The sequence below is a fragment of the Pseudoalteromonas sp. ND6B genome, assembly GCF_000764215.1.
Lineage (GTDB): Bacteria > Pseudomonadota > Gammaproteobacteria > Enterobacterales > Alteromonadaceae > Pseudoalteromonas > Pseudoalteromonas tetraodonis.
Genome location: NZ_JQFL01000028.1, coordinates 191,197 through 217,208, shown reverse-complemented (window position 1 = coordinate 217,208; position 26,012 = coordinate 191,197). Strand labels below are relative to the sequence as shown.

The window sequence follows — 26,012 nt, the reverse complement described above, 5'->3', positions numbered from 1 at the left end:
GTTCGGGGTTCGGCAGAATTTTGCTTGGTATCAATTCAAACGCAATTGGTAATTTATTTATAAAAAAGGCAAAGAAAAGCTGTATTTTTTATTTGCTCATTTGCTCTCATTCTTTGCTCTTTGTGCAAATAGGTTTTAAGTGATTTATTGACCACAGAGATTAAGAGACGCTGCGCTGAAAGAGTAGGTTAAAGGTTCATTGCTGATACAACTAGGTGTACAAACTATTTGTACAAGCTCGCTGCTCGCCACGCGAAGCCCGTTATCTTCTTACTCGCTTCTCTGTGCTCAAACAAGAAATTAGATTTAAACGTTAGATAAATGCGCGAGGTAAACTCCCGCCTACGGATATGATTAACATCTGGATTTAACGTAGGTGGGGCTTTATGCCGCGCAAGACCATTATTCACAAAGAGGGCGAAGAGACGCTGCGCTTTTAGAGGAAAAAAGCATCTATCAGGGTGTAGCAGCGATTTTATATCGCGTCAGACCTAGGTTATTAAACACAAAAACGCGGGGTAAACCCGCTTACGTGGTGATAATTCTTGGTAGCAGCGATTTTATAAGCATTGCATTTACCCGCACCTCGCAGCCCGCAGCTCGTGACCTTTAACCTTTAACCTTTAACCTTTAACCTTTAACCTTTAACCTTTAACCTTTAACCTTTAACCTTTAACCTTTAAGTAATTATAAAAAAAGGAGCATTGCTGCTCCTTTTTAAATTTTACTTAGGTTTATTTAATATCAAACCGGTCGGCGTTCATCACTTTTACCCATGCGGCGACAAAGTCGTGTACAAAACGAGTTTTGTTATCGTCTTGAGCATAAAACTCTGCCAGTGCACGGAGTATTGAGTTTGAACCAAATACTAAATCAACCCGCGTAGCCGTGTACTTAGTTTTACCACTAGCGCGGTCAACTATGTTGTACTCGCCTTTAGCTGCAGGCTCCCAGCGGTTGTTCATGTCGGTTAAATTAACAAAAAAGTCGTTACTCAGTACGCCTACCTTGTCGGTAAATACACCATGTTCACTATTGCCATAGTTAGTGCCTAGTACGCGCATACCGCCTAGTAATACGCTCATTTCTGGTGCGGTTAGCCCCATCAATTGGCTGCGCTCTAGTAATAGCTCCTCGGCGGATACGGCATAGTCTTTTTTCAGCCAATTTCTAAAACCGTCATGAATTGGCTCTAATGGCTCGAATGACTCTGCGTCGGTCATGTCATCACTAGCATCGCCACGCCCTGGGGCAAACGGTACGGTTACATCAACTCCTGCCTTTTTAGCCGCTTGCTCAACCGCAGCGGTGCCGCCAAGTACAATTAAATCGGCCATACTAACAGGCTTAGTTAAACTCGCTTGCAGTGTTTCAAGTGCGCTAAGTACTTTAGCTAAACGCGCAGGCTCGTTACCTTGCCAGTTATTTTGCGGAGCAAGGCGAATACGGGCGCCATTTGCACCACCACGGTGATCGGAGCCTCTATAAGTACGTGCGCTATCCCATGCGGTATTAATTAAGTCGGTTTCACTTAATCCACAATTAAGTAGCTTCGCTTTTAACTCGGTTATTTCAGCGTCGCTTAGGGTGTAATCAACTGCAGGAATAGGATCTTGCCAAATTAAATCTTCACTGGGTACATCGGCGCCCAAATAACGTGATTTTGGCCCTAAATCACGGTGGGTTAACTTAAACCATGCGCGGGCAAATACGTCAGTAAAGTACTCAAAATCGTCATTAAAACGCTCAATAATTTTACGGTAAGCTGGGTCGAGCTTCATTGCCATGTCGGCATCGGTCATTATTGGGTTTAAACGAATCGATGGGTCTTCCACATCAACGGGTTTGTCTTCTTCTTTAATATTAACCGGCTCCCACTGATGAGCCCCTGCAGGGCTTTTGGTTAGCTCCCACTCGTAATTAAGCAGCAGTTTACAGTAGCCGTTGTCCCATTTAGTTGGGTGGGTTGTCCATGCGCCTTCAATACCTGAGGTCATGGTATCGCGGCCAATGCCACGGGTTTTATGGTTATTCCAGCCAAGGCCTTGCTCGTGCACATCGGCGGCTTCTGGCTCTGGGCCTAAGTTTTCTTCTTTGCCGTTACCATGCGTTTTACCTACTGTATGGCCACCGACCGTTAGCGCTGCGGTTTCTTCGTCGTTCATTGCCATACGCGCAAAGGTTTCGCGCACTTGTTCTGCGGTTTTAAGCGGATCGGGTTTACCATTTACCCCTTCTGGGTTTACGTAAATTAAACCCATTTGCACTGCCGCTAATGGGTTTTCCATGGTATCGGGTTTATCAACTTGGGTATATCGCTCATCACTTGGCGCAAGCCATTCTTTTTCTGCGCCCCAATAAACGTCTTTTTCTGGATGCCAAATATCTTCACGGCCACCGGCAAAACCAAAGGTTTTTAATCCCATTGATTCGTACGCCATATTACCGGCTAAAATAATTAAATCGGCCCATGAAAGCTTGTTGCCATATTTCTTTTTAATTGGCCATAATAAACGGCGCGCTTTATCTAGGTTGGCATTATCTGGCCACGAATTAAGTGGTGCAAAACGTTGATTACCGGTACCACCACCGCCTCGACCATCAGCTAAACGGTACGAGCCCGCAGAGTGCCATGCCATACGGATCATCAGGCCTCCATAGTGCCCCCAATCAGCTGGCCACCAAGGTTGGCTTTGAGTCATTAAATCTTTTAAATCGGTTTTAAGTGCTTCTAGGTCGAGTGAATTAAAAGCGTCGGCGTAATTAAAGTCGCTGTCGTAGGGGCTGGTTTTGCTATCGTGCTGATGAAGAATGTCTAAATTAAGTGAGTTTGGCCACCAATCTGTATTGGTGTTTTCGGTTGTAGTATTACTGCCGTGCATAACTGGGCATTTACCCGCTTTATGATTATCCATATTGAGCTCCTTTTTAAGTATAAATAAAAACGCCCATGCTTACTGCTTTTGGTATTCACCAATTGGGAGCGCTGTTATTTTTTTGCCATTATATTAGGGTCTGTTGACCTTTGTGGATTAAAATTCGTTCAAACTAGGGGCGGTTTAATCGCGGCGCGAGGTTTGTAACCTAGTGGGCTAAGTCAAAACCGAGCAACAAAGAGTAAATCGCCCCTGGGCAGAACCCTTCGGGCAGCGCCTGTTTGGAATTGATGCTGCGTTATCGCCTATTTATGGGGAATAACCACACCACATAGGCTCTGCCTTGCCTAAATACCAAACAGACTACTGCAAATTTAACCTTAAAAGGTCAACAGACCCTAATGACGTGTATGGTCTCTACTTATTCAATATACGTGTAGCTGCTTTGATACGCTAGGGCAAAGTAATGCTTTAAAACGATTACTCTCATTTATAAATATGATGATGCTGCCAATGTTTGTGCTTAGCGTAAATAAATATTAAAACTTTTTATAAAATAGATGATCGTTATTAAAAATAGCCACGTAATGTACGGTGAAGGGTTTGAAAGTGACTTAGGTTTTCTTAAGTGCACAGTGGAATACCCCCCTTCGCCATGAAATTATAGTTATAAAAGGTGTATAAGTTACTTATGCACCTTTACTTCTTTTTTATTTTTATCTATTTGAATTTAGTTAAGTAAAAATTCAGGTAGGCAAACTTACAATAGCACCTATCTCCTATTGTTCCCTTGATATGTTGATGTAGTTTTTTCCAGCCCAACTTGGGCTGGATTTTTTTTGCCTGTAATAAAAGATTTTTGAGTTAATTCCAGCTTCCCTATCCTCACCCTAGTACCAATGATGTGCGCATGTTAAAGTTAACAAAGCGATTAACTAATTTTTTAACTAGGCATATCAATGCGTTTTTATTTTTTACTATTTATTGTATTTTTTGGTGTTTTTTCATCTGCAGTCCAAGCTGCTGATAAAAACACCGCAGCACTCAACGAGCAACAACAGCGTGAATTAGCACAGCTAGAAGCCCCTTTGTACAAACCATTACTTGAACGTTATATTCTCGACGAATTAAAGTCGGTTCGCCAAGATCAACAAAAACTGCGTGAAGACGTGACCAAACAAGTTACGCATGCACAGTTAGACACCGCCGATCGGGCGCTTACCTACACCACAGATACCATTAATAATGTATTTTTTATAATTACCGCCACCGCGTCTATTTTGGTATTAGTGGGCTGGAACTCGTTACGTGATGTAAAGAACAAAGTAGAAGATATAGTAAACACCCGAGTGAGTGTTATTACTGATGAGTATGAAGATCGCTTGAAAATATTAGAAGAAAAACTGCGAGTACGCTCTGAAGAAATACTCAGTAACCAAGAACGCATATCAATCACTAATGAAGTTCATTCGTTATGGATGCGAGCCAACCTTGAAAGTGATATTGCGAATAAAATTGAAATATTCGATGAAATTTTAAAACGTAAACCAGAAGATGTAGAAGCCATTGCCTACAAAGCGGATGCTTTACTAGAATTAAATGAGACTGAGCAAGCTATTGAGCTTTGTAATCAAGCAATTGATATAGATAGCGACTATGGTTACGCATACTGGCAGCGCGCCTGTGCGTATGCTTTAACGCATGAGCATGCAGATGCCCTAGCCGATATAAAAATGTCGCTTGAATACTCACCCAACTTACGAAATGAGCTACTTCATGAAAGTGCCTTTGCCAGTCTGCATGATAACGACAGCTTTAATGCGATAGTTTCAAACGAAGCCTAAACTTCGTAGCCTACAGGGAGGGTGGTAAAAAGCGTGAGCAGAACGCGAAAGTTTTGCTCAGTTTTTACTTATTATTACAAGGATGTAAGCCAGTAGAATAACTTAGGCGCAGTTATCGACCCCACTAGGTTAGAAGCTCGCGCCGCAATTAAACTGCCTCTAGATTAAATAAATATCAATCTACAAAGGTCAATAGAGCTTAGCGTTTAAAGTATAAGTCTATTGACTTAGTAAGCAGCTCGTCGAGCTGCTCTTCAAAGTCTTCTATGTTGATTTCAAAATGATTTAAATACGCTTTAGCCTGCACTTGAGATAAGTTGCGGTTTTTAACGCTGTATTGCCGCTCATCTTTTTGCTTATCGTATCGAGGTAAAAATAATAACTGCGCATAATAAGGCGACTTAATATGCTTGTTCGCAAAGCGACAAAAGTCTTCAATGTGGTCTGCGCCCTCAGGACCTAAACAGCCGGGCTCTACACGATACATTACACGAATTTTTTTCTCGTCACTTAGCTGCATAATTAATAATTACCTAAAAAATAATACCCTAACCACTTTGCCATCTTTAATTTGATAGCTTGAAATAAGCTCTGAACGTTTATCTATCACGTTCGGATCGTTAGAGCAGGTTTCTGATAGCTCATGGTCAATCACAATGTCACCATGCACAATACGCTTAATAGGTGATGAGTGAAGACACTTTAGCTTTTTAAACATAATGCCATAACGCGCAATTAATTTTTCTTTACCTTTAAATAATAGCTCATTCGGGAAAATATAAAACTCAACATCTTCATCATACATACGAATAAATTCTTCAATGTTACGCGCGTTGTAAGCTTTAACTAATTGCTCTATAACAGCAAGTGACTCACGAGACTGTTTTGCTTTGGCTTGTTGCCTTGCTGTAAGTGCGTCTTTTGCTTGCGTTACTGCTTGCTCAGCCTCGACGACCGCTTGTGCTTTATCTACTTTACTTTTAGGCTGTTCAACCGGCTTCGTTGATTCGCTGCCAAGTACTTTAGAATCATCTGCAGTCACTTTCTTTATATCGGGTTGTTTAGGTATGTTAGCCTCTTGAGTTAACGTATCAAGTGCATCTTGTTGCGACTGTACTTTTTCTGGCTGTGTCAGTTCAGCATTGTTTGATGATGCCGATTGCTCTATGGCATGACAGTTTAATGTGAAAGCGGCGAATAAACACGCATATATGATGAATGAAGGTTTCATGGTTTTCCTAAGTACAAAGACAAAATGCAATTAAAGCGCAACATAGCAAATTTTACCCTCATGAGATAGTTATTATAGCGTTATAGCTCATTACCAATACTGCTCAACCGTAATATGCCCCGGCTCTTTTCGACGATTACGCTTATAGTTTTGAGCCACTAATAACTCACTGGTATCTTTAACCATTTGCGGATTACCACACAACATAAACTGCGCATTATTGGGAGTAGCACACAGCCCCACATGTTCAGATAGCGCGTTATTTTCTATCACTGTGGTTATTCGCCCAGCTAAACCTTGTAAAGGCTCCTCACGGCTAACTACCGGCACATAATTAAGCTGCCCAGGATGAGCCTTTAATAACTTATTAATTAGCTCCTGATAGCTTAAATCGCTATTTAGGCGCGCCCCATGCACTAAGTTGATATGTTTGTATTTTTGCCATACCTCACTTTGCTGCAATATAGATAAAAACGGGCCAATAGCGGTGCCGGTGCTAAGCATCCAAAGCTGTTCACTCGCTGGCACTTCGTCAAGGATAAAAAAACCGCTAGCACGTCGTTCTATTAGTACGGTGTCACCTGGGGTAAGTTGTGCTAAATGAGATGACAATTGGCCATCGACTACATTAATTAAATAAAATTCTAAATTTGGATCATCTGGTGCGTTAACATACGAGTAAGCCCGAGCAATGCGTTTTTCACCGTCCATAACAGAGAGCTTTGTAAATTGCCCTGCTTTAAACGGTTCTACATCGGCGTTAACCGTTAAGCTAAATAACGATTCATTCCACCATTTAACTGACTTTACTGTGGCATCAATCCAATTAGACATAATTACTCCAGAGTGTAAAACGTGTTTTAGCTATCAGCTATCAGCTATCAGCTATCAGCTATCAGCTATCAGCTATCAGCTATCAGCTATCAGCTATCAGCTATCAGCTATCAGCTATCAGCTATCAGCTATCAGCTATCAGCTATCAGCTATCAGCTATCAGCTATCAGCTATCAGCTATCAGCTATCAGCTATCAGCTATCAGCTATCAGCTATCAGCTATCAGCTATCAGCTATCAGCTATCAGCTATCAGCTATCAGCTATCAGCTAAAACTTTAAAGTGGTTCATTTTAAAAGCAAGTTTTATAACTTAAACATTAGCATTAAGTTATAAATACTGACAGGGAAATAAATGAGAAGGCAGCGAGCTTCGAGTGACGAGTGACGAGTATCGAGCAACGAGCTAGTGCTAAAACCTGAGACCTTTAATCTACTCTTTTAGCGCAGCGTCTCTTTGTCCTCTTTGTGAATAATGACCTTGCGCGGCATAAAGCTCCGCCTACAGTAAATTCAGAAGTTAACCATATCAGTAGGCGGGAGTTTACCTCGCGTATTTGTGTTTAATATCCTAGACCTGACGCGATATAAAATCGCTGCTCCGAAAGGCACTTACTGCTAAAAACAATTTTTCACCACAGAGGGTTCCGAGGCGCTTTGCGCTACACAGAGGTAGATTGGTATTTTTTAAGCATTTATCTGTAAACTCAGTGTTCTCGGTGGTAAATACATATCTGACACGATATAAAATCGCTGCTACAGATCAATATTTAGGTTTTTCTTCCTCTAAAAGCGCAGCGTCTCTTCGCCCTCTTTGTGCAAAATTCACTAAAACTGTTTGAACAAAGAGAAGACAACGGGCTTCGAGTGACGAGCTGCGAGCTACTGCTAAAACCTTTGACCTTTGACCTTTAACCTAGAACCTGAAACCTAAAGCCCGTAGCTCGAAAGCCGTGGCTCGCACCCCGAGGCCCGAATCTCACACCTAAATTTCAGGCATAAAAAAAGCCGCATAAAATGCGGCTTTGGGGGTTTAGTCTCACTTCACTTTGGGCGTGTCTCCAAAACTTAGTGAATACGTTACCAAGGAACTGTTGTATTTATTAAATTGACTCTAGGGCAATTTTAACCATTTCGTTGAACGTGGTTTGACGCTCATCTGCAGGTGTTGCTTCGCCTGTGATTACATGATCACTGACGGTAAATAATGCCATTGCTTTTGCACCGTATTCTGCTGCTACGCCGTATAAGCCAGCTGTTTCCATATCAACAGCGAGTACACCTAGTTTGTCTAGATCTTTATAAAACGTGTCGTCTGCTTGATAAAAAGTATCGGTAGTAAATACGTTGCCTACTTTTGCATCAATACCTAAATCTTTAGCTGCATTTACGCCGTTTAAAAGTAGGTCAAAGTTAGCAATGGCAGCAAAGTCAGTGCCACGAACGCGGGCACGATTTACGTTTGAATCTGTGCTTGCACCTTGTGCAAAAATTACGTCGCGAATTTTAATATCGCTACCAATACCACCACAGGTACCTATACGAATAATATTTTTAACGCCAAAACTGACAATAAGCTCACGAGCATAAATTGACATTGAAGGAATGCCCATGCCAGAACCCATAATGCTCACTGGCTTACCTTTGTAAGTTCCAGTAAAGCCGTACATGTTACGTACGCCGGTTACTTGCACTGCATCATCTAAAAAGTTTTCAGCAATATATTGTGCGCGTAGCGGATCGCCTGGCATTAATACTGTTTCGGCAAAATCACCTACGTTTGCACTGATATGCGGAGTACTCATCGATTGTTTTCCTTTTGTTTGGCTAAAAGCCCTATTACTTTAAAAATAGCGAGCGTATTTTTAAGTTATTTAACTGTGTTCAGCTTATCAATAAAGCCATCACCATATTCTAACGCTTTGAGGTTAAACCATTGTGCAAGCGTTTGGCCAATATCGGCAAAGCTATTGCGTTCGCCCAGCGGGGTATTTTTCATCCCTGTCTGATAGGCAATAACCGGCACATATTCACGGGTGTGCTCAGACCCTGGAAAGGTCGGGTCACAGCCATGATCGGCGGTGATCATTAATAAATCATCCGGCTTTAATTGCGCTAAAATAGTGGGTAAGTAATCATCAAACTCTTTGAGCGCTTTCGCATAGCCAACAGGATTTCGGCGGTGACCAAACTTTTCATCAAAATCAACTAAATTGGTAAAAATCAAACTGTGATCCGGCGCCGTCGCAACCACTTCGCTGGTTTTTTCTAGCAAGTTCATTAACCCTGGCGCTTTATGCTTTTGGGTAATGCCTTGATGCGCATAAATATCTGAAATTTTACCAATACTGATAACTTCGCCACCGTCTTTTGCAAGTACATCAAGCAATGTTGGCGATGGCGGTAATACTGAATAATCACGACGATTACCTGTTCTGGCAAAATCTTGATTATTAGAACCCAAAAATGGCCGCGCAATCACTCGCCCTATATTCATTTCATCAAGCAGCGCCCGTGCGATTTCGCAAACTTGATAAAGCTTCTCTAGGCCGAATGATTCTTCATGCGCGGCTATTTGAAACACACTATCAGCTGAGGTGTAACAGATTGGTTTACCTGTTTTTACGTGCTCTTCACCTAGCTGCTCTAAAATCGTGGTACCTGAGGCATGGCAATTGCCTAAAATGCCCGGAATACCTGTGCGAGCAATAAACTCGTCTACAAATTCTTGTGGGAAACTCGGCTGTGTTTTAGGGAAGTAACCCCAATCAAATAACACTGGCACGCCTGCCATTTCCCAATGACCCGATGGCGTGTCTTTACCGCTTGAAAGCTCTTTTGCGTAACCCCATGCACCTTGTGGTTCATGTCGCTCAGCAACTAAACAGGGTTCTTTACCAGCGGCTTCACATGCATCCACTAACCCTAATTTTGAAAGGTTAGGAAGCGAAAGCTTATTGCCAGTCTCGTCATAATATGCCTTGAGTAAATGTGCGAATGTATTAGCACCAACATCACCAAATTTATCTGCATCGGGTGCTGCGCCAATTCCTAAACTATCCGCCATTAAGATAATTGCTCTTGCCATTGTGACCTCACATCTGTTCTAGGTGGTTACTTTATCTGCTCTTCGAATTTTCCGTACAGGACATAAGTCCTGTTTCATAAAACCTAAACATTATAAATTTGCACTCTTAAGCGAAGCAAAAGAGATTAATCGTGTCTTTTTTGCTATTGTGATCTACCAACAATATATCCTTCTGTGTGGGTGAGAACTTTAGTGACACGAACTATTATAGCTATTGCAGGCGCATCGGCGTCCGGCAAATCTCTATTTAGCCAAACTATTTACAATGAATTGGTAAATGAGCTTGAACCAGGCGCTATCGCCATTATTGAAGAAGATGCTTATTACAAGGATCAATCGCATTTGCCGATGGCACATCGTACGCAAACGAATTACGACCATCCTGATGCATTTGAACACGAGCTATTGCTTGAGCATTTAACGCAACTTCGTAATGGCCACTCTGTTGAAGTACCAACTTATGATTATGCCCAGCATACACGTAGCGATAAAACGCGCCGTGTGGCTTCGGCTAAAATACTCATTGTAGAAGGTATTTTATTACTGAGTGATAAAGCGCTTAATAAAGAATTTGATATCAAGGTGTTTATAGATACGCCATTGGATATTTGTTTAATGCGCCGAATGCAACGCGACATGGAACAAAGAGGCAGAACATTACAATCTGTTGTTGAGCAATATCAAGCAACTGTTAGACCGATGTTTTATCAATTTATTGAGCCTTCAAAGCATAACGCTGACTTAGTTGTGACTCGAGGCGGTATGAATCGCGTTGCGATTGATATTATAAAAAGTAAAATAAAGTACATTTTACAAGAATAACAACGGGAAACGTTTGTATGACAACATTTATGAGCTTAGTAGGCATGCTAGTGCTACTAGGCATCGCTTTTGCGGCCTCAACTGATCGCAAAGCAATAAAACTAAGAACCGTGGGTATCGCATTTTTAATGCAAGTCATTATCGGCGGTTTTGTACTGTTTTTTGAAGCAGGCAAAAATGTATTAGCGAGTATGTCTCGCGCCGTTTCATCGGTTATTGGGTATGCCAACGATGGAATTGGCTTTTTATTTGGCCCATTAGCATCGCAAGATACACTTGGGTTTATTTTTGCCATTCAAGTATTGCCAGTGATTGTGTTTTTCTCAGCACTTGTTGCTGTGTTATACCACTTAGGCATTATGGATTGGATAATTAAAATTTTAGGCGGTGGTTTACAAAAATTATTGAAAACCTCTCGCACCGAGTCGCTTTCAGCCACCGCAAATATTTTTGTTGGTCAAACTGAAGCGCCACTCATTGTTAAACCGTTTATTGCGACAATGACCAAATCTGAGTTATTTGCCGTAATGGTAGGTGGTTTGGCCACCGTAGCAGGCTCTGTAATGGCCGGTTACGTAATTATTGGTGTAGACCTTAAATATTTAATTGCAGCCAGTTTTATGGCAGCACCAGGTGGTTTCTTAATGGCAAAAATGATAGTGCCAGAGACAGAAACCCCTAAAGATGATTTAGCCGATATAGATTTAGGCGACGACAAACCGGTTAATGTTATTGACGCAGCAGCATCAGGCGCAGCAAACGGTATGCACTTAGCATTAAACGTAGGTGCTATGCTTTTAGCATTTGTTGCACTGATTGCGTTATTAAACGGTTTATTAGGCGGTATTGGTGGGTTGTTTGATTATCCTACATTAACGCTACAAGAAATTTTAGGCTACTTGTTTGCCCCTGTTGCATGGTTATTAGGTGTACCGTGGAATGAGGCAATTATAGCCGGCAGCTTTATTGGTCAAAAGTTAGTAGTAAATGAGTTTGTTGCTTACTTAGACTTTATAAATTATCGCGATACGTTAAGTGCGCATACACAAGCAATTGTTACCTTTGCTTTGTGTGGCTTTGCTAACTTATCATCGATAGCCATTTTACTAGGTGGATTAGGCGGTATGGCGCCTAGTCGGCGAAAGGATATCGCACGCTTAGGGCTCAGAGCAGTGTTAGCAGGATCTATGGCTAACCTTATGAGCGCAGCAATTGCTGGGTTTTTCCTCTCGCTAGCTTAGAAACTTAATGAGACGATCCAACTGTTGCAAAACAATAGGATAGCGCTTTAAGGGGTTAAAGCACTATCTGACTTGAACGATACTTCACCAAGGGCCGCAAGGCCCTTTTATCGTTTTTATAGCCTCTACTTTCTAAATCCTCAGCAATTCATACCTAAAAATTCCCTAGCAAAGCTTTCATTCACGCACTCTTTACGCCATCAAAAGCCATCATTGCACTTATACCAATCCGCAATAATACTTAATCATTTTGCGGGGCTAAACGTGTCGCTACCTGTGTTAAAAAATTCTCATTTAGAACAACTAAATAGCGAATTTTTTGCCTAGCTATCAACTCGTTTTTCCAGCCTCAAAATAGACCACTTAATTAAGCGAATTGGTATTACTAAAAAATATGAACAACTGTGTAGCTGTAGGAGCATTTACTTATTAGCCTTTACAAGGCACTTGAGAGTATAAAAGGTAGCGAAGTTAACAAGAATGAATGGCTGTGAAGAGGTAATATAGGCATTATTGAGTGGGAACTTTTTGAATTTTTCTGTGCTTAGGCGTGTTTATTATTGTCTATATATAGGCTTAATTTTTTACATAACGTTTAATGTAAGCTTCATAGCCAGACTCAGCCTTAAGCTGCTCAAGTGCTTGATTAAAGCGTTTCACTACCACAGGTGAAGCGGCTTTGTTAAAGCCAATATAGTTGCCTTTAAGCTCATCCACATGAATTTGCTTGAGTTTCACCAAGTCATCCCTAGTGTACCCAAATGGCTCAGTTTGATGATCAATAGTAAAGTCAGAGCCAATAATTAAATCGATGCGTTTTTTAAAAAACAGTCGCATAAATGAGTCTGCTTCACTAAACAGTAGTAAGTTTTTATCGGTAACAAACCCAAGTCGACGCACCAGCATTTCATAAATGTCGCCTCGCACTATGCCCAACGAGTAGTTTTTAGCTTGTGATATATCATTCATCACAATATGGTCGCTAGTTTTTAATTTAAAAAAGTAGGTTTGGCTCGATACCAAAGGTCCCACCCATTCAAAAAGAGGAATACGTTCTTGCGTTTTTGCTAGAGAAATGATGGCTGAGTGTGGGTTATTTTGCACTAACTGGTAAGCACGCTTCCAAGGTAACATAATAAATTCGCACTCTAGTACGGCACGAGCACAAGCATCTTTCACTATGTCATGATTAATACCCGCTAGCTGCCCAGCTTCATTTTGAAAATTGTAAGGGGCAAAGCTTTCGGTATAAATAACCAATTTAGGCGCTTTAGCCTGGATATTATGGCTAAATAGCAACCCTAACGCTAATAATGTAAATTTAAAAATAAACACCCCCTATAATTTAAGTAATAACCTTAACCTAGAAAGCATGTAGAAACTATTAATTTATAGCACTTTTATAATGTTAAAAATAGCAGGTGATGTAAATAGAAATGAAAATGACCGTGGTGATATATTTGCGCAACACAGTGGTGGCAGATCTTAAATTTTAGACACAAAAAAAGCGCCTTAAGCGCTTTTTTTCATTTTACTTAAAAGTAAAATTATAGAGCTGTGATGTTATCAGCTTGAGGACCTTTTTGACCTTGTGAAAGAGTGAACTCTACACGTTGGCCTTCAGCTAAAGTTTTGAAACCTTCGCTTTTGATTGCTGAGAAATGTGCGAAAACGTCTGGACCATTTTCTTGCTCGATGAAACCAAAACCTTTAGACTCGTTGAACCACTTAACTGTACCTGATACGATGTTAGACATAGTATTATTCCTGATATAAAAATTAAATTGTGCCCTAATGGGCGGTGTAGCAAAAAATGAGATGGTACTTAAAAACTTCAGGACGGTACTACAAGTATTACTTATACAACAACGAAATGGAGATTTATAAATTATCATGCTTTCTTTCTAGCTGCGGACTACTATATAGAGTTACAGACTCAAGTCAACCCTTAATGCGATTTAATTTATAAAATAGCTTAAGCAGCCCGCTTTATAAATTAAGTACTTGTTTAAAGAGCTTAAAATTCAAATTCTAGTGCCATTCTAAAGCTATGATTTTTCTCTGACTGGCTGATTTCAGTAATAAAACCGGCTTCCCACTTTAATTGTTTTTGTCCATCAAAGCGATGTAACCCTATAAATCCGGGGCCAATACCGACAAAGTCTTCGCCAAGATAAACCTCAACCGCGGGCTGAAAAGCAGACAAATAGCGGTAGCGATATTGCGCTCTAAATTCGCTTTCCCACTCATTTTGTATATCTTGGCCCCACTCGTACACTAAAAATGCATTCATAGTGAGACTTGCACGACCAAACTCTTTTTCAATCACAAAACCGGTGGTTGCTTCGTATGCGTCGGCGTCATGCTGTTTTTCAAATTCAAATAACGCGCCCCAATCAGCCCATAGCCTGCCCTGCTCTATTAACTGCCAACGGAGTTCTAACTCATACGCTTGCAAGCCAAAGTCACCATTATCATCGCGCTCGCCCACTAAATAGCCTTCCAATGCCATGGTGTCGTTAATTGCGCCGCCTAAGCCAACGCGCTGCGCTAAAATATTACCACTGTCGGTTTGATGTGACACAAGCCGCCACTCTAGCTCGCGCTCAAACGGCAACACATAAGGATGATAAACTTTATCAACCACTATGCCATCAGCATAAGCCAGCTTAGGTATTAATAAACAAAAACCAATTAATACAGTGGCTGCAAATAGGTTTATTGCTTTCATGATTGTTCCTTAGTTATTGATTTAGGAATAAAATAACAAACTGATAAAAATAACACGCTGCTCAGCACATAACTTAAAACACTGGTTAAATTAGGCGTAGCCTCATAACCGATAAGTGCGCGCAAAACCCGTCCAAACTCTGAGTTTTCAGTTAAAATAGCACGTAAATCCCATACGGTTGCCGTTGTTGCTATCAAATCAATTTGGCTCGCCAAATCAAGTGCCACAACCAGTTTTGCCGCACTGTTTAATGCTAACAATACCAATAAAGGGATAAGCCCAAAGCGCTGTTTGATTGCACTCAATAAAAAATACAACAACACACTAAAGCTACTGCATATCCCTAAGCCTAAAAAAGTGCCAATAAATAAGCTTTGTGCTGCTTCGTTGTTTTGCCAAAAGCCAATCAGGTAAATAATGTAATGACTTAAATAAAGAGTCATTACACTGATAATCGCAATCATAAATGCAGGCGTTGCTTGTTTAATGGCGTAGTACAGCGCACTGATAAACACTAAAATACATAAAGCAATTTGGGTATATTCTAAACCCTGGTAGTCGAACAAGGGACTAATTAGCGGAGCACTTTTTACAAATAAAAATGATAGCCCCACACCTAAAACAAGCATCCCCAGTACCTTCACTAAACTTTGCTTGGCAATCACTTGGAGTAAAATAAGTAAAATGGCCACCGGCAATAACTGATTGAGGCTCATCACAAGGCTAGTTATTAGCATCAGAACCATCCTTTTCGGTCGCTATTACAGCACCACGCGCCGTATTGGGTGAAAACTCGCCAAAAAATTCATAACGCCCAGGAGTTAACGGCCCAATATAAATAACGCTTTTGCGATTAGGGTAAAGTACTTTCTCTCGGTTGAGATCGAAACTGTCGAATTCTTCAGGCGTACTATCTTGATTTTCGATTAACAAGCGTACCTTTTCATTGGCCGGCACCACGATTTCTGCGGGATAAAACAAATGATCTTTAAGTACAATAAGATAGTCTTTACTGGCGGCGTTAAATGATAAAAATACGCAACAATATAAATAGGGGTGAATAAGTCGTTTAATCACATTTAGCTCCTGCAAAAACTACCTGTACTTTTAAGCCGCCCAAATCGCTGTCTGTTAAATTAATTTCAGCGCTATAAATAGCAATAATGTGCTGGACTATTGCCATGCCTAAGCCCGCACCTTGTTCACCCGAAGGATGTTGGTCACCGCCAACGCGATAAAAACGGTTAAATATCCGTTGTTTTTGATCGTCCGTCATACCTGGACCGCTGTCTTCTATTTGCCAAATACGCTGCCTGTGCATCTGCTTTAGGGTAATTTTTATTTGTCCGTTTGCAGGCGCGTACTTTATAGCATTACTCAGTAGGTTTGAAATCAACGTCACTAAGGTAAACTCATCACCGTTAATAGTAAAGTCATCTCCCTCAAGGCTAATAGTGTGATTTTTAGCCTCTATTTTTTCATATAGTTGGCTAACTACTTCTTGCGTGATCGCTAATAATGACTGTTCTTTAAACTGCTTTTGCCACTGCTCTGGCTGAGTACGCCCTAGTATTAGCATTTGCTCCACTATATTGGTGAGTCGATTAATACCTTGAGTCATGGCTTGTAATTCTTGGTTATCGCCTTGTTGGGCGGCCAAATTATGCACATTAATTTTTAAACTGCTCAGAGGTGTACGTAATTCATGGGCGGCATCTGAGGCAAAAAAACGTTCTCGTAAATAGGCCGTTTCTACGCGTTTAAATAAGTCGTTTAAGCGGCTGATCACTGGTTTTATTTCTTCATCCGTCACCTGCCAATTGATCGCTGTGAAATCATTTGCTTGGCGCAGGGCTAACTGTTTTGATAAACGGGTTAACGGTGCCAGTGCATATTTAACAAAAAAGCTAATAAATAGCGCAAGCAAAGGAACCGCCCATAACATGGGTAACATGGCTGATAAAATCACCGCCTCGGCAAGCTCAAACCGCTTAGCAATCGGCTCGGCAACAATAACGGTGCGTAAAGAAGTAGCAAAAACGAATACCCGCATTCGCTGCCCTGCAATATTAAGCGTTTGAAAACCTGCTTGATATTGGCTCAAATCAAGATTTAATTCGTCAGAACCGCTAAGTAGCTCACCACTTTGCCAAATTTGATACAGTAACTGGGCGCTTTCTTGCATTTTTGGCGCCATAGCGTTTATAGATAGAGGCTGTTGCATCAAGACTCCAGCCACCACTTTTAGCTCACTATCGAGTAATTGCTCACCATGGCTCATACTTTTTTGATAGCCTTTTACTAAAGCTAAAAAGCAGGTTAACACCATCATTGACAGTAAGATAAGTGTTAAACGCTTACGAATTGACATAGAGCATGGTTACCTTTGTAAATTCAAGTTTGTGCAATCTAGGGGTGTTTTAATCACGTGAGCTATCTCTTTCCCACAACATAGCCAATACCACGGAGAGTTTTAATAAAATCGCTGGGGAATTTTTTTCGTAGGTGATGAATATGCACCTCAATGGTGTTAGAGCCAACCTCTTCACCCCATTGATAGAGTTTATTTTCTAATTGCTGCTTAGATTGCACGCGACCTTGGTTTTCCAGTAACGCTTTTAGCAGCATGTACTCTTTTCGCGGCAGAGAAAGTAGCTCATCGTTAAGTGTGACACTGTGCGCTGACGTATCCATAGTAACATCACCACATTGTAATAAGCTCGACTGAGCTTGATTTACACGTCGGCTCGCTACGCGCAAACGAGCAAATAATTCGGCTGGTTCAAATGGCTTAGCTAAATAATCATCAGCCCCCATATCAAGCCCTTGCACTTTATCATCTATGCTACTGCGAGCGGTTAGTATCACCACCGGAATGACTTTTTTTTGTGCTTTTATGTGCTTTAAAATTTGCGAACCATCACCATCAGGTAAGCCTAGGTCAAGTATAACCAACTCTATTTCGCCACTGCCTAAACATTGCAACGCATGCTTAACCGTTGCGCTGTGTTCTACACTGTAGCCTTCTTGGCGCAATGAACGGCAAAGCCCTTGCGCCACAAGATGATCATCTTCAACTAATAATAAATGCATTGTTTGTTTTGTTATCTCTTTAGTTTTTTATCAACTTTAGCTAATAATTGGCTAATTGCTTGCTGACGATATTTGTCCGCTTTAGCGCGAGTATCACGAATACCGGCCGCTTGTGCAACTAACAAATGGGCTTTGGCTTGCTTATATTCACGTTCGTCGTATAAAAACTCACCATACAAGTAATTAGTATCAATGCCTTTTTGATTAAAAGCGAGTGCTTGCTTAAAAAACTTATCGGCGGTGTCATCATCACCAAAGCCAATTGGCCACCCTGGTACTTTACTGTATAAGGTTGCCAGGCTGGCATACGCTGAGCCACCTAAAGCACTGTCGTCTATTTTAAGGGCTTGCTCTAATGATGCCTTTGCATCTTTGGCATAACCCAACGCCCCTAAGCCGCCTTTTGCACCCGCAAAACTTGCCAGCACAATGCCGTTCCATGTATAGCTATTTGCTGAATTAGGATAGTTTTCGATAAATTGAGCACTTTGCTCACTCAGTTGAGTAAAGGCTTTGATTTGTGCGTCATCTTTAAGCTCATAATTAGCGACCGCCCACTGCTGTTGAATAGCGAGTAAGTCGCTTTGTTCATCTGCAAATACCGGCGATGAAAACACACTAACAATGCTTAAATAAGCTGCTAAAGTAAATTTTTTCATAATAAATCCTCTATTATTTAGGGTCTGCTGACCTTTCAAGGTTGAATTTTCAGCAGCCTGTTTGGTATTTAGGCAAGGCAGCGCCTATGTGGTGTGGTTATTCCCCATAAATTGGCGATAAAGCAGCATCAATGCCAAACAGGCGCTGCCCGAAGGGTTCTGCCTAGGGGCGATTTACTCTTTGTTGCTCGGTTTTTACTTAGCCCACTAGGTTACAAACCTCGCGCCGCGATTAAATCGCCCCTAGTTTGAACAAATTTCAATCCGCAAAGGTCAACAGACCCTAGTGAACAACTAACCTAAAAAGCTTTTTATTTTAGGGAGTTGTTTAGCAATTGCGTTATCTACAATACGTGGAAAAACGCCATTGATACGTGCAAAAAGTTTCTCAGGAAAACCAATAAATCGTCTGGTTTTATTTGAGTTTAATAACGCAACTAACTCATCAGCCACCAACTGCGGAGAGTCCATTTGATTACCAAGCGCTTTGTTCATTGCCCGCGTTTGAGCATCATTAATGTCGGTATCAGTTGCTCTAGGTGCTAAATAAGTAACTCTAACGCCAGTGTCTGAAAGCTCTCGTGATAACGCTTCGCTAAAACCACGCAAACCAAATTTACTGGCACAATAAAGTGTTTGATATGGGTAACCTATGCTGCCAAAAGACGACCCAACATTAACTATGGTGCCTCTATTCGCTTGCAGCTGCTCTAAAAACAGCTGGCATAGTTTCATCGGGACGGCTAAATTAGTGCTCAGTAGATTATCAATTTGTTCACTACTACAACTAATTAAGCTTTGCATAACATTAATGCCTGCATTGTTTATGAGTAATTTAGCACCGCCCAATTTTTTGGCTTTAATTGCCAATGCCAGCATGTTTTCTGCAACGGTTAAATCTCCCACAAAAGTCATACTACCTGGGCACTGGCTACTTAGCGCATATAGCGCATCGCCATTACGCCCTACTAATAGTAATTGCCAACCTTGTGCGTGCAGTGTTTTGGCAATCGCTTGGCCAATTCCCCCTGTGGCTCCTGTTAACACACATAAGCCGGTATTCATGCATGTTGCTCTTGTGCTGATGCTTTAAAGAACGGCTCGTCATCTAAAGCGCGAAAAATATCACCGTACAAACGATAAAAACATTTTGCGCCATGTAAAATAGCTTGCTGATCGGCCTCATTAGTAATTTTGTTCATCAAGTTTTCAAAAAACTTTACGTGCTCTATATCAAGCGCACCATGAGAGGTTAAATAGCTAAATGCTTTTTTAGGTAAACCAACTGCATCAGCAATATTTGAAGCTGCGCCATCAGCCAGGGCAATTGAAGTCCCTTCGAGTACATGAACCATGCCAAAAAAGCTTAATGGATTTTTACGAGCGATACTGTCATACGCATACGAGACCATCATTTCGGTAGCAAATTGTGGCTTACTATGGCGCACACTTTCTTTATCAAAACCACACGCGGCAATATCGTTAAGCACCCATTCTTGGTGGCCAATTTCCTCTTCAATGTATTCGGCTACGGCTTCACGTAACCATTCTTGTTCGTCGGTTAAACGGGCACCTAACGACATCATTAATGGCACAGTGTGTTTTACATGATGATAGGCTTGCGCTAAAAATGACGCATACTCTTCAAGTGATGCTTGGCCTTTAAAAACGCGCTGTATAATTGGCGCAGCTAATAAGTACTCACGCTCGTTTTGAGTTTGTGCTTTTAATGTATTAAAAAAATCAGTCATGGATCACTTCTCCAAGTCGGTAAAATTGTTCAAAAATAAGGTTAAATTGCTGGCTAATAGCCTGGCGCTTAGGACGATTATTGGTCGTTAGTAACCCTTGCTGAACACTTAAAGGCTGAGCTAACCGATGCCACTTTTTAACTTGTGCATAATCGGGTAACTGTTGATTTATAAATTTCATATGCTCACTGAGTTGTTGATCACTCAGCTCAGGGATTGCATAAATAATCGCGGTTAAAAAAGGTTTGCCTTCACCAAAAACAACGGCTTGTATAATCGCGCTTTGGCTCAATATTAATGACTCAGGCCATTCAGCACTGACATTACGGCCCATGCTGGTAATAATCAGGTTTTTAAGTCGCCCTTTTATGAAGAGCTTATTGCCATGCTGGGTCACTAAATCGCCTGTTGCATACCAGTTATTTTGGTTATGCGGCGCTTGATTTAAATACCCTAAAAATAGCTCACCCTTTATGTACAACTGGCCTTTTTCGATTTTGGTTTGTATGTGCGGCAGTACAGTGCCGGCACTCTTTAAATCATCATTTTTGGGCGTATTTAAACTTACGACAGATGCCGCCTCTGATAATCCATACCCCTGATAAACAGGTAAATTAAGCTCTCTGGCGGTGGCAATTAAAGCATCACTCACGAGCGCTCCGCCAACTGCAATAAACTGTAATGACTTTGGCGGCTGCCAACCTTGTTTTGCAAACGCTACTAAACACGTTAATAACTCAGGCACTAAAATAAGGGTGTTAGGTTTTACACTGTCAATTGCCCTAATTAGTTTTTCAGGATTTTTTAACCCTGAGCCAACAAAACCCAATTCGTTTAACGGCATTAAATGTACACAACCGCCACTTAATAATGGTGCATAAATACCTGCAATATTTTCCAGTAAGACAGGTAATGGCAGTAAACATAAGTGAGTTGGTTTACTTATACCTATTTGCTCACATAACGATTGTGCAACTTGCATTTGGCTATGAGTTGATAAACACACACCTTTTGGCTCGCCTGTAGAGCCTGACGTGAAGGTGATTTTTTGCGTGCCCTCAAAGTAACTAATCGATTCTTTAACGTTGAGCTGATAAATATATAAGGTGTAATGATCAAACAAAGTAATAGACAATGTATGCGCACCCAAAGAAAGCCTTGGCATATCACTTATAAACAGCTGTGCACCACACTGTGCCAACACATATTGCGTTTGTTGTTGACTAAAAAAATGGGCGATCGGTATAGCCACTTTATTAGCAACGCTGGTCGCAGCATCAAGTACCAACCATGCAGGTGTGTTATCAAGTTGAAATGCAATTGCATCAGCATCTGAATTTGCAAAAATTTCCGCTACTTTATTTATTTCTTGAAGCAGCTCAGCACCTGTGAACTGTTGTGTTTGATTCGCAAAATGCGCAACTACCGCCGGCTGAATAGCTAAATCATTTAAGCTATTTAAGATACTCATACCGCCTCCAGCGCATTGATTAATGCCGTAATGCCATGTGTATTTTGTTGTTTAATATCAAGTAGCATTGGCGTATTAAGTACTTGTAGATGTGCTTGCTCTAAATTAACAATGCATACTGTAGGCTGGTTCGCGTAGTAACTTCCCCAGCTTTTTGGTTGCTCAACAACACTGCTGTTAGCCAATGCAATTTCATTACACGTTACCCCTAATAAACGCAATAAAGCACGTACATGTTTGGTGGCACAAAAAACCAAATTAGTAGCACCAATAGCTCTTAAAGCTTCATTAACAATAATAAAATGCGATAATGTGGCTTTTCTGTGTGTTGAATAGAGATTACCTAACTCAAACACTTTACTGCGCTGTGTGCCCATTGGTAAAAACTGCTCAATGGGCGCTGCTAAATATTGTTCAATAAATAAAGGAGAAGTGGCGTTTCTAAGCCCTAAAGTGCAATGCCCTTGCTGAGTTTTATACTGACAGAGTAATGGCATAAATGAAGTTAGGCTGGCATTGTACGCAGCTAAAAAGCCTTGTTTTACTGTATCTTCAAGGCGCTGACGGTGTTCATCACATTCTCTGGCGCTCACAAACTGTGTGAACGACTGAAAAAGTGTTGATGATGACTGTTGTTGAGCTAATTGCATAAAAGCATCGCCTGTATTAAATCTATAGGTAGAATTTAATAGGCGAAACTTAAATAAAACTTAAGGTAAATTAATTTTTTAAAAATTTAATTTAGACTGGCTATAACGGTTTTATTACGGCCCGTTTCTTTTGCATGATAGAGCGCTTTGTCAGCACATTTGTATACTTGATCAATATCATCACTGTGCTGCGGCCATGTAGCAATGCCGATGGAGACATTTATACAACCAACTTTGGCCATCGGTGTATTCGCCACTTCATTACGTAACCGCTCAGCAATAACAAACGCACTATCGCTATTTTCGTTCGGTAATATAAGTAAGAATTCCTCGCCACCAGTTCGCGCGACAATATCATCTTTGCGAGATACCTGCTTGATCACACACGTTAAAGTTTTTAGTACCTCATCGCCCACATCATGGCCAAAAGTGTCATTAACCCGTTTAAAAAAGTCGATATCTATTTCTAGAACCGCAAAGGGGATCTGTTCTTGAATTAATTTATCTAACAATAAATACAAACCTCGCCGATTATGCGCACCAGTTAGCGGATCGGTGAGTGCATCTTGGCGTAATTGCCCCATTTTCGACTGCAGTATATTAACTCCTTCTAACATGGCTGCTTTAAGTTGCTGACTTTCAAAGTACCAAGATTTAATACTTTTAAGATTCGCTACGTTTTGTTGATCAGTCGATAAATTTGCACTGTCAGCTAGGAGCCTAAGTGGCTTAGCAATAAAATGCGCTAACACACCAATCAATACAAAAGTAATTAATACAATTGGTAGCATTCGCTTAAGCACCAGCCCTTGAAAAGTATCTAACGTGGCAAGTGTTGCCGCTTCACTTCGCTGGGCAACTACGCCCCAATTAGCAAGTTTAACGGGCGAATATCCAGCAAGCATAGACACGCCTTGGCTATTTAAAACCCGGGCGTATCCATCTTCGCTTTGCAAAACACGCTCTATTACTGGGTTATTAATGACTTGTTCGCCAATCCGCTCAGTCTCAGGATGATAAAGTAAGGTTTTATTATCAGCCACCACATAAAAGTATGCCCCGCCATCGTAACTATGCTGTTTTAATAAGGCGTTTAAAATGCTCTGTTGTTCTAAATAAAAGCTACCGCCAATATAGCCATAGTAGTTACCCATCTCGTCAAATAAAGGATAAGAAAGTACAACAATTAAGTTATTCGCAAGCGATACATAAGGACGACTAACCAATGGACGCTGTAGTTTAAAGGCTTGTTTAGAATGAGGTGAATTAACGGTTTTATTAATAATATTTAATGAAACAGGTGAGGCCGCTTTAACGACACCTTGCATGTTAATTGCTACCGAATTAAAGCTATGTGTTTGGTTTAAAAGGCGGTTGGTTTCAGCTTGGAGTAACTCAGTATTGGTAATGTCTTTAGCAATAATTTTGGCTGAAAACTCAAGTTGCTGCATCGCAGCTGCTAAAAAGTGATCGGTCGCCGAGGCAAGCTTACTAGCAAATACATGGTTACTTTTGAGAGTATCTTCTATTACCCGTTCTTTTTGTACTTGGTAACTAATGTATAAACCACTGAATAAAATAGCGGCTGTAGCAGTGATAGCTAACAACAGAATTAATTGCCTAAGTTTAAAAGTAAATGGTGATCGAAAACGCAACTTATTATCATCCTAAGCAAATAAAAACGACTGCTATGTACTACATATATCCTAAATATAATACAGAAATTAAACTAAGTAGCCTAATTTTTGTTATTTTTGGAATAATAAAATGACATTTATTATATATGTCGGGTTTTGCAGTTAAGCTCAATAATAGTTAAGCTGCATGCACTTTATTTTTATTTAGCCTTGAGGTGTGTGTTGCTAAATAAGTACCTGTTGTCGTCTTCTCTTTTTTTAATCGGATGTTTCATGCCAATAAAATCTTCTTTTGCCGATTCTGCGCTGTCACTTGAACAGCAACTTGGGCAAAAACTTATGCTCGATTTACGCTATTTTTGTCACCAAGGCAGCAGTGAGCGCTGCAGAACAGCGTTAACTGAATTACCAGATACACTAGCCAAAGCGATTAGCCGTTATGATATTGGCGGGGTTATTTTATTTTCTGAAAACACCCAAAGCATCGAACAAATAATTAGCCTTAATCAGCAACTGCAACAAGCTGCGTCTCACTCTAAATCAGGCTTACCGCTTTTTATTTCAATTGACCAAGAAGGTGGACGCGTAGCACGACTGCCACGCGATGTGGCCACTTCGTTTACCGGTAATATGTCAATTGGCGCCACCTACCCTGAGCATGGCACTTATTTCGCAACTCAAACCGCGAATGTTCTTGCCACGGAGCTTTCAGCATTGGGGATTAATGTAAATTACGCGCCAACCGTTGATGTAAACATGAACCCAGACAATCCTGTCATTAATGTCCGCTCTTTTAGTGAAAACCCCGATGAAGTTGCGGCAATGGGTGCAGCACAAGTTATTGAATTTGAAAAAAATGGCATTATTAGCGCACTAAAGCATTTTCCTGGGCATGGCGACACCAATGTAGATAGTCATACCGGCTTGCCTAAAGTGATGCATTCAAAAGAGGTGATTTACGCACAAGATTTAGCGCCCTTTAAACACATTATTGAGCAGCATAGTCCGGGCATGATAATGACCGCGCATATTCAATACCCTGAGCTTGATAGCAGTACATTAACCAATGTAGATGGCAAACAAATGATCAAGCCCGCGACAATGTCGCGTAAAATCATGACCGATATTCTACGTAAAGAACTTAACTATCAAGGTGTGGTGGTAACCGATGCACTTGATATGGCAGGTATTAGTCACTTTTTTAGTCCAACTCAAGCAATTATAAACACCTTTGCCGCTGGGGTTGATATTGCGCTTATGCCAATAGAGATTAGAACGCCAGATGACATTAAAAAGCTCGATGCCCTCATTGAGTCATTAGTCAGTGCGGTTAAATCAGAACAACTAAACGCACAGGAAATTGCGCATTCAGCACAGCGTATTATCTCACTTAAAAGTAAATTTAAATTAAACGCTTTTCCTGATCCCATTAAAGCATTAGCCAATGCTAAGCACATTATTGGTAATAAAGCACATCGCGAATTAGAAGCGTCACTAGCATTAGCGGCGATCACCCAAATAAAAAATAACAACAACACCTTGCCACTTAAGCTTACTGCTGGCCAACACATTCATATTATTATGCCCGATACGCGTAAATGTATTGCCATACAACAAGCCATAATGGCACTGAGCTCACACGCATTAGTTTATAGCTGTAGCAGTTTACAAGGTTTTGACCCTGTTGATGCTCAGCGTAATATAAACCAAGCTGATATTATTATTGCCGGAAATGCCACGCCTAATCAAAGCGCGGTGGAAATTGGCGGGATGGATGATTTAGCCGATAACCCAGACTTTGCCCTCAATAACGCAGAGCAAACTAAAGCACTTGAATCATTACTTAAAATGGCTAACAAGCAACAAATACCCACCGTGTTTATTAGTTTGCGAGCCCCTTATGATATTGCTCAGTTTGGCGACTCTGCCGATGCAGTATTAGCTTCATATGCTTATAATATTGACGTAGACAAAAACGAGCAAGTATCTGGGCCTGCATTTACAGCACTTGCTAAAGTATTACTCGGTCAAGCCCCTGCTAAAGGCAGCTTACCGGTAACTATTAAACAATCAAAGAGCCACTAAT

At 40.9% G+C, this 26,012-nt stretch carries 24 protein-coding genes; 5 read left to right on the top strand and 19 right to left on the bottom strand.

Going from position 1 to position 26,012, the window contains the following annotated elements; genetic code table 11:
• Positions 1 to 734 precede the first annotated feature (734 nt).
• Positions 735 to 2,915, bottom strand: coding sequence for a catalase/peroxidase HPI (gene katG, locus ND6B_RS11395; RefSeq protein WP_033103238.1), 2,181 nt, complete (start codon positions 2,913 to 2,915; stop codon positions 735 to 737).
• Between the two features lie 920 nt (positions 2,916 to 3,835).
• Here katG and ND6B_RS11400 point away from each other — a divergent pair.
• On the top strand, positions 3,836 to 4,720 hold the full coding sequence (locus ND6B_RS11400) for a tetratricopeptide repeat protein (protein WP_033103237.1): 885 nt from the start codon (positions 3,836 to 3,838) through the stop codon (positions 4,718 to 4,720).
• Positions 4,721 to 4,919: 199 nt separating this feature from the next.
• On the opposite strand, the gene ND6B_RS11405 is transcribed toward ND6B_RS11400, so the two are convergent.
• From ND6B_RS11405 to ND6B_RS11415, 3 genes are all read right to left on the bottom strand, one after another.
• Positions 4,920 to 5,240 (bottom strand): hypothetical protein, encoded by a 321-nt coding sequence (locus tag ND6B_RS11405; RefSeq protein ID WP_008467890.1) that lies wholly within the window; start codon positions 5,238 to 5,240, stop codon positions 4,920 to 4,922.
• 9 nt (positions 5,241 to 5,249) lie between these two features.
• Complete coding sequence (locus ND6B_RS11410; RefSeq protein ID WP_024602390.1) at positions 5,250 to 5,951, bottom strand: nuclear transport factor 2 family protein; 702 nt, start codon at positions 5,949 to 5,951, stop codon at positions 5,250 to 5,252.
• A gap of 90 nt (positions 5,952 to 6,041) precedes the next feature.
• On the bottom strand, positions 6,042 to 6,785 hold the full coding sequence (locus ND6B_RS11415; protein ID WP_024602391.1) for a ferredoxin--NADP reductase: 744 nt from the start codon (positions 6,783 to 6,785) through the stop codon (positions 6,042 to 6,044).
• Between ND6B_RS11415 and ND6B_RS19590 the strand changes: the two genes are divergently transcribed.
• Positions 6,763 to 7,065, top strand: a complete 303-nt coding sequence (locus ND6B_RS19590; RefSeq protein WP_160173136.1) for a hypothetical protein — start codon at positions 6,763 to 6,765, stop codon at positions 7,063 to 7,065. The genes ND6B_RS11415 and ND6B_RS19590 overlap by 23 nt on opposite strands.
• Positions 7,066 to 7,886: 821 nt before the next feature.
• Here the strand turns inward: ND6B_RS19590 and deoD are convergent.
• Positions 7,887 to 8,588: a purine-nucleoside phosphorylase gene (gene deoD, locus ND6B_RS11420; protein WP_008110728.1), complete on the bottom strand. Its 702-nt coding sequence runs from the start codon at positions 8,586 to 8,588 to the stop codon at positions 7,887 to 7,889.
• 65 nt (positions 8,589 to 8,653) lie between these two features.
• Positions 8,654 to 9,871 (bottom strand): phosphopentomutase, encoded by a 1,218-nt coding sequence (locus ND6B_RS11425; RefSeq protein WP_033103236.1) that lies wholly within the window; start codon positions 9,869 to 9,871, stop codon positions 8,654 to 8,656.
• Positions 9,872 to 10,063: 192 nt separating this feature from the next.
• On the opposite strand from ND6B_RS11425, the gene udk reads away from it, so the two are divergent.
• Entirely contained in the window at positions 10,064 to 10,693 is a 630-nt protein-coding gene (udk, locus tag ND6B_RS11430; protein WP_013462847.1) for a uridine kinase, read from the top strand.
• 17 nt (positions 10,694 to 10,710) lie between these two features.
• Entirely contained in the window at positions 10,711 to 11,934 is a 1,224-nt protein-coding gene (locus ND6B_RS11435) for a NupC/NupG family nucleoside CNT transporter (protein WP_033103235.1), read from the top strand.
• Between the two features lie 576 nt (positions 11,935 to 12,510).
• Here ND6B_RS11435 and ND6B_RS11440 read toward each other — a convergent pair.
• The 13 genes from ND6B_RS11440 to ND6B_RS11500 form a co-directional block, all read right to left on the bottom strand.
• Positions 12,511 to 13,269 (bottom strand): substrate-binding periplasmic protein, encoded by a 759-nt coding sequence (locus tag ND6B_RS11440; RefSeq protein WP_033103234.1) that lies wholly within the window; start codon positions 13,267 to 13,269, stop codon positions 12,511 to 12,513.
• Positions 13,270 to 13,481: 212 nt separating this feature from the next.
• A complete protein-coding gene (locus ND6B_RS11445; protein ID WP_008467029.1) occupies positions 13,482 to 13,691 on the bottom strand; it encodes a cold-shock protein in 210 nt (69 codons plus the stop codon).
• A gap of 260 nt (positions 13,692 to 13,951) precedes the next feature.
• Entirely contained in the window at positions 13,952 to 14,665 is a 714-nt protein-coding gene (locus ND6B_RS11450) for a hypothetical protein (RefSeq protein WP_028834668.1), read from the bottom strand.
• Positions 14,662 to 15,402, bottom strand: a complete 741-nt coding sequence (locus ND6B_RS11455) for a hypothetical protein (RefSeq protein ID WP_013462842.1) — start codon at positions 15,400 to 15,402, stop codon at positions 14,662 to 14,664. Before ND6B_RS11455 ends, ND6B_RS11450 begins: the two co-directional genes overlap by 4 nt.
• On the bottom strand, positions 15,389 to 15,742 hold the full coding sequence (locus ND6B_RS11460) for a cupredoxin domain-containing protein (RefSeq protein WP_033103233.1): 354 nt from the start codon (positions 15,740 to 15,742) through the stop codon (positions 15,389 to 15,391). Before ND6B_RS11460 ends, ND6B_RS11455 begins: the two co-directional genes overlap by 14 nt.
• On the bottom strand, positions 15,735 to 17,036 hold the full coding sequence (locus ND6B_RS11465) for an ATP-binding protein (protein ID WP_029609982.1): 1,302 nt from the start codon (positions 17,034 to 17,036) through the stop codon (positions 15,735 to 15,737). Before ND6B_RS11465 ends, ND6B_RS11460 begins: the two co-directional genes overlap by 8 nt.
• A 62-nt stretch (positions 17,037 to 17,098) precedes the next feature.
• Positions 17,099 to 17,758 (bottom strand): response regulator, encoded by a 660-nt coding sequence (locus ND6B_RS11470; protein WP_013462838.1) that lies wholly within the window; start codon positions 17,756 to 17,758, stop codon positions 17,099 to 17,101.
• A gap of 11 nt (positions 17,759 to 17,769) precedes the next feature.
• Positions 17,770 to 18,417, bottom strand: coding sequence for a hypothetical protein (locus ND6B_RS11475; RefSeq protein WP_013462837.1), 648 nt, complete (start codon positions 18,415 to 18,417; stop codon positions 17,770 to 17,772).
• Positions 18,418 to 18,711: 294 nt separating this feature from the next.
• Positions 18,712 to 19,482 (bottom strand): SDR family oxidoreductase, encoded by a 771-nt coding sequence (locus ND6B_RS11480; RefSeq protein WP_033103232.1) that lies wholly within the window; start codon positions 19,480 to 19,482, stop codon positions 18,712 to 18,714.
• Positions 19,479 to 20,168: a TenA family transcriptional regulator gene (locus ND6B_RS11485; RefSeq protein WP_016900001.1), complete on the bottom strand. Its 690-nt coding sequence runs from the start codon at positions 20,166 to 20,168 to the stop codon at positions 19,479 to 19,481. The genes ND6B_RS11480 and ND6B_RS11485 overlap by 4 nt, the downstream gene beginning before the upstream one ends.
• Entirely contained in the window at positions 20,161 to 21,639 is a 1,479-nt protein-coding gene (locus ND6B_RS11490; protein WP_033103231.1) for an AMP-binding protein, read from the bottom strand. The genes ND6B_RS11485 and ND6B_RS11490 overlap by 8 nt, the downstream gene beginning before the upstream one ends.
• Positions 21,636 to 22,289: a thermostable hemolysin gene (locus tag ND6B_RS11495; protein ID WP_016899999.1), complete on the bottom strand. Its 654-nt coding sequence runs from the start codon at positions 22,287 to 22,289 to the stop codon at positions 21,636 to 21,638. The genes ND6B_RS11490 and ND6B_RS11495 overlap by 4 nt, the downstream gene beginning before the upstream one ends.
• Positions 22,290 to 22,375: 86 nt before the next feature.
• A complete protein-coding gene (locus ND6B_RS11500; RefSeq protein ID WP_033103230.1) occupies positions 22,376 to 23,896 on the bottom strand; it encodes a sensor domain-containing diguanylate cyclase in 1,521 nt (506 codons plus the stop codon).
• A 303-nt stretch (positions 23,897 to 24,199) separates the two neighbouring features.
• On the opposite strand from ND6B_RS11500, the gene ND6B_RS11505 reads away from it, so the two are divergent.
• Entirely contained in the window at positions 24,200 to 26,011 is a 1,812-nt protein-coding gene (locus tag ND6B_RS11505) for a glycoside hydrolase family 3 protein (protein ID WP_033103229.1), read from the top strand.
• The last annotated feature ends 1 nt before the right edge of the window (position 26,012 follow it).